Consider the following 12175-nt stretch of genomic DNA (forward strand, 5'->3'; position numbering starts at 1 on the left):
GCAGGCTCAGGCAGGATCGGAAGGAAGGGGGCGTGCGCCGGCCGGGCGCATCGGCGCGGTCGAACCGCGCACCACCAGCTGCGGCACGAAGCCCTGGTTGTGCAGCGGTGCCGGTGCATCGTCGTAGGCGTCGCTGCGCAGCTGCGCGATCAGCAGGCGCGCGGCGTGGCGGGCGATGTCCTCGGTGGCCTGCTTGGCGGTGGTCAGCGGCGGCCACGACTGGCGCGAGAACGGGCTGTCCTCGAAACCGGCGATGGACAGGTCGTACGGCACGTTCATGCCGGCCGACTTGGCAGCGGCCAGCACACCGGCGGCGATTTCGTCGTTGGAACCGAAGATGGCGGTGGGCGGTTCGCGCAGCGCCAGCAGGCGGCGCGCACCGCGGAATCCATCGTCGAAGGTGTAGTCGCCCTGCACCACCAGGTGCTTGTCCACGGTCATGCCGTAGTCCTTCAGCGCGGCTTCGTAACCGGCGTAGCGCTCGCCGGAGGAACGGTGCGAGCTGCCGCCCCAGAGGAAGCCGATGCGCTGGTGACCCAGCTGGATCAGGTGCTCGGTGATCTCGTAGGCCGCCTCGCGGTCGTCGACGAACACGCAGGCGCCGTCGGCCGGGTCTTCGGTCGCGGCGATGATGCGCACCAGCTTGATGCCGCGCGCGGTCAACGCCTGGATCAGGTCGCGGCGCTCGGACATCGGTGCGGTCAGCACCAGCCCGGCCAGCCGCGAACGCTGCACCCAGTCGGCCAGCTCATCGGCCAACAGCGGCGAGCTGGAGTCGCAGGGATGGATCTGCAGGCCGAAACCGGTCTCGCGGCAGGCAGCGAGCACGCCGTTCTGCACGCCGATGATGTGGTACGGGTTCGGGTTGTCGTAGACCAGCCCGATCACGAAGGTGGTGCCGCTGCGCAGGTTGCGCGCGGACGGATCGGGCTCGTAGTCGAGTTCGGCGATGGCACGCAGCACCCGCGCACGGGTGGCCTGCATCACCGAAGGCTCGTTGTTGATCACCCGCGAGACCGTCTTCAGCGAGACCTTGGCCTTCTCCGCAACGTCCTTGATGGTCGCTCTGCGCATGGGTTTTCCCTGAGGTTGGCTGCCGTCCATCATCGCCGATCAGCGCTCCTGCGGCAGGCCGGCACGGTGGCCGACCACCGAATAGAACAGGATGTACAGGTAGCAGGGCACCATCAGCAGCACGAACACCAGCTGGAAGTCGATGTGCTGCTTGAGCACGGCGAACAGCTGCGGAATGATCGCGCCACCGGCAATGCCCATCACCAGCAGCGCCGAGCCGGTCTCGGTGAAGCGGCCCAGGCCGCGGATCGCCAGCGGGAAGATCGCCGGCCACATCATGGCGTTGGCGAAGCCCAGCAGGGCTACGAAGGCCACCGATACGTAGCCGTGGGTGGCCCAGGCGCCCAGGCAGAACACCACGCCCAGCACCGCCGAAATGGTCAGGTAGCGCGACTGCGAGACCACCTTGGGAATCAGCAGCAGGCCGACCACATAGCCGACCAGCATCGCGCCCAGCGTCAGCGAGGTGAACATCTTCGTCTGGTCCAGCGGCAAGTCGAAACCATGGCCGTAGGTACCGATCGCATCACCGGCCATCACCTCCACGCCCACGTAGACGAACAGGCACAGCACGCCCAGCCACAGATGCGGGAACTGGAAGATGCTGCGCCGTTCGGCGGCACCGGCCGCAACCGGTGTGGCGTTGGCTTCGGACGACTTGATTTCCGGCAGCGGCGAGAACAGCACGGCCACCGCCAGCACCACCAGCAGCGCGGCCATCGCCAGGTAAGGGGTGTGGATCTTGGCAGCGAACTCGTTCAGCAGCGCGGCCTTGGTGACCGCATCAGCCGCCTGCACCTGCGCATCAAGGTCGCCGATGCCGTGCAGCACCAGGGTGCCGATCAGCACCGGCGCCAGCATGCCGGCGATCTTGTTGCAGATGCCCATCAGCGCGATGCGGCGTGCCGCAGTTTCAATCGGGCCGAGGATGGAGATGTAGGGGTTGATCGCGGTCTGCAGCAGCGCCAGGCCGCTGCCGATCACGAACAGGCCGCCGAGCGCACCCGGGTACCAGCGCTGGGTGGCGAATTCACCGAACAACGCGGCACCACCGGCCATCACCAGCAGGCTCAGGCTCAGGCCCTTCTTCATGCCGGTGCGGCGCAGGATCCACGACGCCGGCAGGGCCAGGAAGAAGTAGGACAGGTAGAACACCATCAGCACCAGGAAGGCGCCGACCTCGCTGAGTTCGAAGGCCAACTTGACGAAGGTGATCAGTGGGCCGTTGAGCCAGGTGAAGAAGCCGATCAGGAAGAACAACACGCCAACGATGGCGATGGAGGTGGCCACGTTCGGGCGCGCGCTTGCAGCGGGGACGGCGGACATCAGGAGGGCTCCTGCGGCGACGGCCGCAGAACGCGGCGTCGGAGAGTGGCTGGGAACAACGTTGTCACATTCTTTCGATGGACAGCTGCGGTTTGTCAACTTCCACGCGCAGCCCTGTGAACCTCGTGCTGCACTGCGCAACCCGATCGCAACGCATCGTGCTGAATGCGCCGGAGGCCTTGGCCTATGTGCGGCAACGGTTCCAACGTGAAACCTGCACTCACGCCATGTAAACGTTTACTGCATGTCGCATTCGTTGCGATGCAGCAACGAAAGTGTCACGAACTCGTTGACATCGTTGTCAGCGGGGTTACAGACTCCGCCCCAATCGCCGCCCCCGATCCCGGGGCCGGCCCCACCTGCAGCAGGAGCCCGCGTGACCGCCAGCCACCCCGCCCCGGCCCATGTCCTGTCCCGAGTCGCGCCCTCGTTCCTGGCCGCCGACGTCGGTGGCACCCATGTGCGCGTGGCCCGGGTCCAGGCCAGCGGTGATGCCGCCCACCCGGTGCAGGTGCTGGAGTACCGCAAGTACCGCAATGCCGACCATGCCGGCCTCAGCGCGATCCTGTCCGACTTCCTCGGCGAAGGCCCACGGCCCACGCATTGCGTGGTCGCCAGTGCCGGCTACGCCCGCGAGGACGGCACGGTGATCACTGCCAACCTGCCGTGGCCGCTGTCGGCGCGCCAGGTGGAAGCCGACGTCGGCCTGCAGCGGGTCTACATCGTCAACGACTTCGAAGCTGTGGCCTATGCCGCCGCGCAGGTGGACGCCAGCGGCGTGCTGCACCTGTGCGGGCCGGACACTGCCACGCGCGGCCCGACCCTGGTGGTCGGCCCCGGTACCGGCCTCGGTGCGGCACTGTGGATTCCCACTGCGCATGGCCCGGTGGTGCTTCCCACCGAAGCCGGCCAGCCGACCCTGGCCGCCAGCACCGAACTGGAAATGGCCATCGTCCGCCACATGCAGCGCGACCGCGCCCATGTATCGATCGAACATGCGATCTCCGGCCCGGGCCTGATGAACCTGTACCGCGCGGTGTGCGCACTGCAGGGGCAGGCACCGACGCTGGCAAGCCCCGATGCGGTCACTGCCGCCGCCATGGCCGATACCGATGCGCACGCGCGCCAGGCGCTGGATGTGTTCTGCGGCCTGCTCGGCAGCACCATCGGCGACATGGCGCTGTTCTACGGCGCCCACGGTGGCGTCTACCTGGCCGGCGGCATCCTGCCGCAGATCCGCGAATACCTGCATGCCAGCACCTTCGTCGAACGCTACCTGCAGAAGGGGCCGATGGGCGAAGCGCTGGCACGCATCCCGGTGAAGGTCGTCGAACACGGCCAGCTGGGCGTGGTCGGCGCTGCCAGCTGGTACCTGCAGCAGCAGTCGGCCGCCTGACACCGCAACAGGCTTCAACGCAATCGCAGCACGCAGTACGTGGCACGCCAACGCACGGGACTTCGCCGCCGCCCCGCGCATGTCATCGCAACCGTAATCGAACACCGCCGCCGGCATCCAATCGAGTGATGAGGAGAGACATCATGAACACCCGCAAGACCCTGCTTTCGGCCGCCATCGTCAGCTGCCTCGCCTTCAGCGCGCACGCGCAGCAGGCCACCCAGACCGCCACCGACCTGGATACCGTGCAGGTCACCGGCATCCGTGGTTCGATGGAAAAGTCGCTGGATACCAAGCGCGAAGCCAATGCGCGCGTGGAAGTGGTCACCGCCGAAGACGTGGGCAAGCTGCCCGCGCACAACGTCGCCGATACCCTGCAGCGCCTGCCGGGCGTGAACATCAGCTCGTCCAGCGCCGACGAAGGCGGCTTCGACGAAGCCGACCGTGTCAGCCTGCGCGGCACCAGCCCGAGCCTGACCCAGACCCTGATCAACGGCCACACCGTCGGCTCGGCCGACTGGTTCGTGCTCAGCCAGGGCAACAACGTCGGCCGCAGCGTCAGCTACTCGCTGCTGCCGTCGGAACTGGTCAGCTCGGTGGAAGTGAACAAGTCCTCGCAGGCCAAGCTGCAGGACGGCGGCACCACCGGTACCGTCAACATCATCACCCGCAAGCCGCTGGAATTCTCCAAGCAGTTCACCGCGGAAGGCTCGATCGGCGCGGTGCGCTCGGACCAGGCCAAGTCGAACGACCCGCAGCTGTCGGCCCTGTTCAACTACAAGAACGATGAAGGCACCTTCGGCGTGATGCTGCAGGCCTTCAGCCAGAAGCGCGAGCTGCGCCGCGAAGCGCAGGAAATCCCGGGTGGCTTCTTCACTATCGAAGCCAACGATCCGGTGGCCAAGACCAACCCGGATCTGCTCGGCGTACAGGTCCCGGGCCTGCTCGGTTCGACCCTGTTCGAGCAGACCCGCAAGCGTACGGGTGGCCTGGTCTCGCTGCAGTTCAAGCCGACCGATGATCTGAGCTTCGTACTCAGCGGCTTCAGCTCCAAGCTGGAAGCCAACAACTACAACCGCAACTTCATGATGTTCGGCAACAGCTTCGGCAAGTCGCAGGCGCCTGATCCGGGCTATGTGGTGAAGGACGGCGTACTGACCCAGGCCAGCTACAAGGGCATGCCGGACACCAACTACGCGGTGTACGACATGATCTACCGCGAGTCGACGGCCAAGACCAACTACATCACCCTGGATGCCGACTGGCAGGTCAGCGAAAACCTGACTGCGAAGTTCCAGGCAGGTACCACCAAGGGCACTGGCGAAACGCCGCGCCAGTACATCGCCGAGCTGTTGACTGCAAAGGGTGGCGGCGCCAGCTGGACCACCCATGGCAACGGCTCGCCGGTGGACTGGAATGTGGGGGGCGATATCAGCCCTGCCGGCGCCAGCTGGGGCGGCACCTGGGGCAACCAGCAGGTCACTGCGATCGACAAGGAAAAGTGGGCCAACGTCGATTTCAGCCAGTACTTCAACGCAGGCGTGCTGAGCTCGATCGATTTCGGCGCGCGCTACGCCGACCACACGCGTGAAGCAAAGTCGCCGGAAGGCGCCACCCCAGGCAACATCTGGGACGCCCTGCGCGGCAGCCCCACCGCCAACTACCCGGGTGGCTTCGCCGGCGACATCGGCGGCAACTTCCCACGCAACATCTGGTACTACACCCCGGCAGCACTGCGTAATGCGGTGACCAACAACTCCGAATGGCTGTCGGGCAATGACGGTCCGGATGGCCGCCACAACTATGGCGCCGAATGGAAGGTGACCGAAAAGAACTTCGCCGCCTACGTGCAGGGCAACTTCAGCGGCGACCGCTGGAGCGGCAACGTCGGCCTGCGCTACGTCAACATCAAGCAGGACATCGATACCTACGCCACCGCCATGGGCTCGACCGTGCCGGACGTGAAGAGCCTGTTCGGTGCGTGGACCCGCGAAGCCTTCGAGAACAAGCACAACCGCGTGCTGCCGAGCGCGAACTTCAAGTACGACCTGCGCGACGACCTGGTGCTGCGCCTCGCCGCCTCGCAGACCCAGACCCTGCCCGACTACTCCGCACTGGGTGCGTCTTCGTACGGCTCGGATCTGAACCGAAAGGGCGGCGGCGGCAATCCGAAGCTGAAGCCGGTGATCTCGACCAACTTCGACGCCAACCTGGAGTGGTACTTCATGCCGCGCGGCATGCTGTCGGTCGGTGCCTACTCGATGCGCCTGAAGGACTACGTGGCCTTCAGCACCGAGAAGCAGATGCTGTTCAGCGAGCTGACCAACCAGCTCGAGGAGTACGACATCTCGCGTCCGAAGAACGCCGACGGCAAGGTGCGCGGTATCGAAGTGGCCTACGAGCAGCCGATCGGCGAGTACTTCGGCGTCAACGCCAACTACACCTACGCCGATGGCAGCACCGAACACACCTGGGCCGATGGAACCGACAACCTGCTCGGCACTTCGAAGAACACCTACAACGTGGGTGCCTACTTCGAGAACGACACCTTCGGTGCACGCGTCAGCTACACGCGCCGTTCGTCGTTCCTGATCGGCCTATCCGGTGCCAACCCGTACTACCAGGATGACTTCGGCACCCTGTCGGCATCGCTGAGCTACAAGGCCACCGACTGGCTGAGCATCAGCTTCGACGCGCTGAACCTCAACAATCCGACCTACAAGTACTACCAGACCGCGGCCATCCCGACCTCGTTCTACAGCAACGGTCGCCAGTACTACCTCAACTTCCGCTTCAAGTACTGATCCAGCGGCGGCAACATCGCCGAGTCGTGCACGCACGCCGGGCCTGGGTCATTCCGGGTCCGGCGTTTTTCATGTATAGCGTTCATCGCACCGTTCCAAGGAGTCGTTCCGATGGTCAAGCCTTTCCGCGCCCGGATGCGCAGCGCAGTGCTGCTGGGCAGCCTGCTCGCCATGCTGCCGGCGATGCCGGCACTTGCCGCCGATCCCACGCCGGCCGCTGAAGCACCGGGTCCGCAGCTGCGCGCCGGCAGCCTGATGCTGATTCCCGCCCCCACCCATGTGCAGGCCGGCCAGGGCAGCGGCATCACCGTACGCGCCGATACCGTGCTGCAGGCCGAAGGTGAGGCTGCGCAACGGGTCGCCACCCAGTTCGCCGATCTGCTGGCCCACAGCGGCGGACCGCGCCTTGCACTGGCCAAGGGCAAGGAGCCCTCCCGCAGTGGCAGCATCCGTTTCCAGATCGTGCCGACCTTCCGCGACAGCGGTGAGGGCTACACGCTGGAAAGCACCGCACAAGGCGTGCTGGTGCAGGCTGGCAACGAAACCGGCCTGTTCTACGGCGCCACCACGCTTGCCCAGCTCGCCACGGGTGGCAGCAACGGCGTGCTGCCGGCGGTGCAGATCCAGGACGCGCCACGCTTCAGCTGGCGCGGCTTCATGCTCGATTCGGCGCGGCATTTCCAGAGCCTGGACGAGATCAAGCGTGTGCTCGACGCAATGGCCGCGCACAAGCTCAACACCTTCCATTGGCACCTGACCGATGACCAGGGCTGGCGCATGGAAATCAAGCGCTACCCGAAGCTGACCGAGGTGGGCAGCTGCCGCCTGCCAGCCGGCGACGGCGGCATCGATCCGGTCAGTGGCCAGGAGCACCCGTACTGCGGCTTCTACACGCAGGAGCAGATCCGCGAGGTGATCGCCTATGCCGCCAAGCTGCATATCCAGGTGATTCCGGAAATCGACGTGCCCGGCCATGCCACCGCTGCGATTGCCGCGTATCCGGAACTGGGTTCGATCAGCACGCCGCTGAAGCCGATCAGCGAATGGGGCGTGTTCCCGAACCTGTTCAACGTGGAAGACAGCACGGTCACCTTCCTCGAGAACGTGCTGGAAGAAGTCATCGCGCTGTTCCCGGCGAAGTACGTGCATGTGGGTGGCGACGAGGCAGTGAAGGACCAGTGGGAAGCCTCCAGGCAGGTGCAGCAGCGCATGCGTGCGCTGGGCATCAAGGATGAAATGGCCATGCAGAGCCACATCATCAAGCGCCTGGAGACCTTCCTGGAGGAGCACGACCGGCGCCTGATCGGCTGGGACGAAATCCTCGAAGGGGGCCTGCCGCCGCAGGCCACGGTGATGTCCTGGCAGGGCACCGAAGGCGGCCTGGCTGCGGCCAGTGCCGGGCATGACGTGATCATGTCGCCGGTGGGTTACCTGTACCTGGACTACCTGCAGACGGCCTCGCCGAACGAGCCGCCCGGTCGCCCGACCCAGGTCAACCTCGGCAAGCTGTACAACTTCGAGCCGGTGCCGGCCGAACTGGCCGCCGACAAGCGCGGGCACATCCTCGGCCTGCAGGCCAACATGTTCACCGAGCACACGCGCAGCTATGCACGCCTGCAGCACAACCTGTTCCCGCGCCTGGCCGCGGTGGCCGAGACCGGTTGGAGCACGCCGGAACATCGCGACTTCCGCGACTTCCTCGCGCGCCTGCCGGCACAGCTGCAGCGTTACCGTGCCTGGGGCCTGGCCTACGCGCAGACCCCGTTCGAAGTGGGCGTGGACTACACCGACAACCGCGCGGCCGACACGGTGACCGTGTCGCTGGCCAATCCGCTGGGCTATGAGGTGCGCTACAGCACCGATGGCCAGCCGGTGACCGCGCAGTCGCCGCTGTACCAGCAGCCGCTGACCGGAAAGCTGCCAACCACCGTGCAGGCTGCCGCGTTCTATCAGGGTCAGATGCTGGCGGCGAAACCGACCATCGCCGCGTTCACCGCGCAGTCACTGCTCAGCCGCCGCAGCGATGAGCTGCTCAGCTGCGTGGGCAAGAAGGGGCTTGTGCTGCGCCTGGAAGACGATGGCCCGCGCGAGGGAACGCGTGCGGTGTTCAACGTGGACATCTTCCAGCCGTGCTGGCGCTGGCCGCAGGCGCAGCTGGACGGTATCGGCAGCGTGGAAGTGCGTGCGGGTCGTATTCCGTACTACTTCCAGCTGGCCCACGACGAGCCCAAGCGTCGCTTCGGGAAGGCCAAGCGCGCGCACGGCGAGATGCAGGTGCGCCGCGGCGACTGCAGCGGCAAAGTGCTGGCTGAGGTACCGCTGCCGGCCAAGCCCGATGCCGATGGCTTCGTGACACTGCGTGCAGCGCTGCCGAAGGATACGCAGGGCACCGGTGACCTGTGCATCAACTTCACCGGCGACACGCGCCCGGCGATGTGGGTGCTGGATGAGGTCACGCTGGGGAAATGACGGAAGGTCTGTCCTGGTGGGTGCCGACCTTGGTCGGCACCTCGGGCAGTTCATCCACGCATGGCGTGGATCTACTGATTCCATCCAGGGTGGGTGCCAACCTTGGTTGGCACGTCTTTACCCGCGCCAGCGCAGCAGCAGGTCGCGCAGCGGGGTCAGTGCGGTGGCCATGCCGGCGAGCACACCGATCGTGTTGGCGATGGCATCCATCGGGTCGGCCATGCGGTTGCTGGTCAACGCGCCCTGCGCGAACTCGATGCCGATGCCCATCAGCACCAGGCCCACGCCCACCCACAGCAGCGGGCGGCCCCGACGGAACAGCTGCACCGCGCTGCCGGCCAGGATGAAATAGGCGAGGAAGTGTTCGCCCTTGTCGCTGTTTTCCGGCAACGGAATCGGCGGCGGTGGGATCAGGCAGACCACGATCACCAGCAGTACTGCTGTCGCCCACAACACGACCCACAACCGCGGCCGCCGCAGCGGCTTGATCACCGGCAACACCTCGCTCACAGGCGCCAGCTCAGGTCACCCAGCTCGAAGGCCGGTTCGAAGTCAACGCCACGCTGCAGGCCGATGGCCTGGAAGCGCTCGCCCATCTCGGTCGGCAGGGTCAGCTTCTTCACCTGGTCGCGCAGCTGGATGCGGCCGACCTCATCGGTGCGTTCCTCGGCCAGCAGCAGCACCTGGTCCAGGCCATTACCGAGCAGGAAGCTGGCCTGGCTGCAGTAGCCTGCCAGCTCGAAACCGCCGTGCATGCCGGCCTCGGCCATCGCGGTGAAATCCACCGACGCGGTGATGTCCTGCAGGCCCGGCCAGCGGTGCACGTCGTTGTGCACGTGGTGGCGGTAGAACGCACGTACGGTGCCATCGTCACGGTCGTGCTGGTAGAACTCGCCGCGGTTGTAGCCATAGTCGACGAACAGCATCGCACCGCGCTGCAGGCCGCCCGCCACCGCCTGCAGCCAGTACGGCAGCTGCGGCAGCACCTCGGAGCGGTAGCCCTCGGCGAAGGGCTTTTCCAGGTAACGCTCGATATGCCGCACGGCGCCGTTGAGCAGGATATCGGCCGGCTGCGCGCCACGGATGAAGTTGCCCTCGGCGTCCAGCTCGACGGTTTCCTCGTAGACCTCGCCGCCCCGGATCAGGAAGCGCGGGGTCGGCAGCGCGTCGATCACCTCGTTGGCAAACACCACGCCTTCCCAGTCTTCTTCGAACGGGCGGTCGACCCAGTCCACGCGCGCGGCCAGCTCGGCCGGCAGGTTCTGCTGCAGGCGCTGCTGCTGGCGCTCGCGCAGGTCGGCGCTGGGTTCCAGGATGGCGTAGCGCGACGGCAGCGCATCCAGCTCGGCCAGGCGCAGCAGCACCGCCTCGGCGAAGGCGCCGGTACCACCGCCGAGCTCCAGCATCCGCGCCTGCGCACCCAGCTGGGCGAACACCGGCGCCAGCGCATTGGCCACGCTGCCGGCGAACAGGCTGCCGAGCTCGGGCGCAGTGGTGAAGTCGCCGCTGCCACCGAATTTGCTGGCGCCGGCGCTGTAATAGCCCCAGCCGGGGGTATACAGGCACAGTTCCATGAAGCGCGAGAACGGCATCGCCCCGCCCTGCGCAAGGATTTCGGCGCGCAGGGCGGCGGCCAGCTGGTCGCTGTGGGCCAGGGCATCGGCTTCGGGCAGGGGGAAGGTGGGCTGCATGGCGTCTTCGAATGCGGTGACAATGGTGCACAGGATAGCCGAGCCTTGGAGGACCCTCGATGAGCGACACCCACCCCGTGGTCCTGATCACCGGCAGCGCGCGCCGGATCGGTGCGGCCATCGCCCGCCAGTTCCACGCCTGTGGCTGGTCGGTGGTGCTGCACGCCAACACCTCCAGCGCCGAGCTGCAGCAGGCCGCGTTCGATTTCGACAACGTGCGCCCGGGCAGCGTGCTGGCCCTGCAGGCCGACCTGCGTGACGCCGACGCCCTCGCCGACCTGGTGGAACAGGCCGTCACCCACTTCGGGCGACTGGACGCGCTGGTCAACAACGCCTCCAACTTCTTCCCCACCCCGCTCGGCCAGGTCACCGCCGAGGCAATGGACGAGCTGTACGCGGTCAACGCGCGCGCGCCGCTGCTGCTGTCACAGGCGGCGGCGCCCTACCTGCGCCGCCAGCAGGGCTGCATCGTCAACCTGACTGACCTGCACGGCACCGACCCGATGCGCGACCATATCGCCTACACCATGGCCAAGGCCGCGCTGGAGATGGCCACCCGCTCGCTGGCGCTGGAGCTGGCGCCGAAGGTGCGGGTCAATGCAGTAGCACCGGGTGCGATCCTGTGGCCGGAACAGGGCAAGGACGATTTCGCCCGCGAGGCGCTGCTGGCACGCACGCCGCTGGCGCGGATCGGCACAGTCGAGGAGATCGCCGAAGCGGTCTACTGGCTGGTGGCCGAGGCCAGCTTCGTCACCGGCCACACCCTGCGCGTGGATGGTGGGCGCACGGTCAGCTGAGATGTTGCCGGCCAGCGGCCGGCACTACCGGTAGTGCCGGCCGCTGGCCGGCAACCTCCATCACTCCAGGTCAACCACCTCGAACGCCTCGCCGAACTGCGTGTGCGCGCGCCACAGCGTGGCCAGGTCCAGCCCACTGACCGGGTCGATGAAGCCCGGCGCGATGTCCGCCAGCGGCTTCAGCACGAAGGCATGCTTCAGCTCCGGGCGCGGGATGCGCAGATGGCCGGGGCCTTCCACCACCAGGTCGCCATAGAACACCACGTCGATGTCCAGGGTCCGGTCGGAGAAGCGCGGCCCGCTGCGGTCGCGGCCGTGCGCGTCTTCCAGCGCATGCAGCCAGTCGTCCAGTTCCTGCAGCGGCAGGTCGGTCTCGATCGCCACCGCATTGTTGAGGAAGGCCGGGCCATCGAAGCCGACCGCGGCGGTACGGTAGGCCGGCGACACCTGCAGCGCGCCGAAGCGCTCGCGCAGGGCCGCCACCGCGGCGTGGAGGTAGCGGCGGGGCTGGACATTGCTGCCCAGGCTCAGGAGCACGGTCGTCATGCGGTTCAGGTGGCAGCGATGGGGGCGTGGACATGCCGTCGTCACGGCGGCCTGCCTACAATCCGGGACGCA

General features: G+C 66.7%; 9 protein-coding genes. 4 read left to right on the forward strand and 5 right to left on the reverse strand.

Annotation, left to right across the window (positions count from 1 at the left end):
• Nucleotides 1-6 precede the first annotated feature (6 nt).
• The gene (locus tag AC13GF_RS16870) at nucleotides 7-1074 is read right to left on the reverse strand and encodes a LacI family DNA-binding transcriptional regulator (RefSeq protein WP_005411045.1); all 1068 of its coding nucleotides are present in this window, start codon (nucleotides 1072-1074) and stop codon (nucleotides 7-9) included.
• Between the two features lie 39 nt (nucleotides 1075-1113).
• The gene (locus AC13GF_RS16875; RefSeq protein ID WP_126929450.1) at nucleotides 1114-2400 is read right to left on the reverse strand and encodes a sugar MFS transporter; all 1287 of its coding nucleotides are present in this window, start codon (nucleotides 2398-2400) and stop codon (nucleotides 1114-1116) included.
• A 376-nt stretch (nucleotides 2401-2776) separates the two neighbouring features.
• Between AC13GF_RS16875 and AC13GF_RS16880 the strand changes: the two genes are divergently transcribed.
• From AC13GF_RS16880 to AC13GF_RS16890, 3 genes are all read left to right on the forward strand, one after another.
• A complete protein-coding gene (locus tag AC13GF_RS16880) occupies nucleotides 2777-3796 on the forward strand; it encodes a glucokinase family protein (protein ID WP_019338839.1) in 1020 nt (339 codons plus the stop codon).
• A gap of 143 nt (nucleotides 3797-3939) precedes the next feature.
• Nucleotides 3940-6600 (forward strand): TonB-dependent receptor, encoded by a 2661-nt coding sequence (locus tag AC13GF_RS16885; RefSeq protein WP_032130421.1) that lies wholly within the window; start codon nucleotides 3940-3942, stop codon nucleotides 6598-6600.
• 111 nt (nucleotides 6601-6711) lie between these two features.
• Nucleotides 6712-9069, forward strand: a complete 2358-nt coding sequence (locus AC13GF_RS16890; protein WP_483005386.1) for a beta-N-acetylhexosaminidase — start codon at nucleotides 6712-6714, stop codon at nucleotides 9067-9069.
• A gap of 117 nt (nucleotides 9070-9186) precedes the next feature.
• Here AC13GF_RS16890 and AC13GF_RS16895 read toward each other — a convergent pair whose 3' ends face one another.
• Together AC13GF_RS16895 and AC13GF_RS16900 are read right to left on the reverse strand one after the other, a co-directional pair.
• The gene (locus AC13GF_RS16895; RefSeq protein WP_483005387.1) at nucleotides 9187-9579 is read right to left on the reverse strand and encodes a VanZ family protein; all 393 of its coding nucleotides are present in this window, start codon (nucleotides 9577-9579) and stop codon (nucleotides 9187-9189) included.
• Nucleotides 9576-10760 carry a class I SAM-dependent methyltransferase gene (locus AC13GF_RS16900; protein WP_483005388.1) on the reverse strand — a complete coding sequence of 395 codons (1185 nt, stop codon included), beginning with the start codon at nucleotides 10758-10760 and terminating at the stop codon, nucleotides 9576-9578. Before AC13GF_RS16900 ends, AC13GF_RS16895 begins: the two co-directional genes overlap by 4 nt.
• A gap of 59 nt (nucleotides 10761-10819) precedes the next feature.
• On the opposite strand from AC13GF_RS16900, the gene AC13GF_RS16905 reads away from it, so the two are divergent.
• Nucleotides 10820-11557, forward strand: coding sequence for a pteridine reductase (locus tag AC13GF_RS16905; RefSeq protein ID WP_024957037.1), 738 nt, complete (start codon nucleotides 10820-10822; stop codon nucleotides 11555-11557).
• Nucleotides 11558-11617: 60 nt separating this feature from the next.
• Here the strand turns inward: AC13GF_RS16905 and folK are convergent, their stop codons facing one another.
• The gene (gene folK / locus AC13GF_RS16910) at nucleotides 11618-12103 is read right to left on the reverse strand and encodes a 2-amino-4-hydroxy-6-hydroxymethyldihydropteridine diphosphokinase (protein WP_279913957.1); all 486 of its coding nucleotides are present in this window, start codon (nucleotides 12101-12103) and stop codon (nucleotides 11618-11620) included.
• Between the last annotated feature and the right edge of the window lie 72 nt (nucleotides 12104-12175).

This window comes from Stenotrophomonas sp. 22LJNL06-5-1 (assembly GCF_056861455.1).

Coding starts and splice junctions, on each gene's coding strand:
- folK (WP_279913957.1), bottom strand. CDS start 12,103: ATGACGACCGTGCTCCTGAGCCTGGGCAGCAATGTCCAGCCCCGCCGC.
- AC13GF_RS16890 (WP_483005386.1), top strand. CDS start 6,712: ATGGTCAAGCCTTTCCGCGCCCGGATGCGCAGCGCAGTGCTGCTGGGC.
- AC13GF_RS16900 (WP_483005388.1), bottom strand. CDS start 10,760: ATGCAGCCCACCTTCCCCCTGCCCGAAGCCGATGCCCTGGCCCACAGC.
- AC13GF_RS16875 (WP_126929450.1), bottom strand. CDS start 2,400: ATGTCCGCCGTCCCCGCTGCAAGCGCGCGCCCGAACGTGGCCACCTCC.
- AC13GF_RS16870 (WP_005411045.1), bottom strand. CDS start 1,074: ATGCGCAGAGCGACCATCAAGGACGTTGCGGAGAAGGCCAAGGTCTCG.
- AC13GF_RS16885 (WP_032130421.1), top strand. CDS start 3,940: ATGAACACCCGCAAGACCCTGCTTTCGGCCGCCATCGTCAGCTGCCTC.
- AC13GF_RS16905 (WP_024957037.1), top strand. CDS start 10,820: ATGAGCGACACCCACCCCGTGGTCCTGATCACCGGCAGCGCGCGCCGG.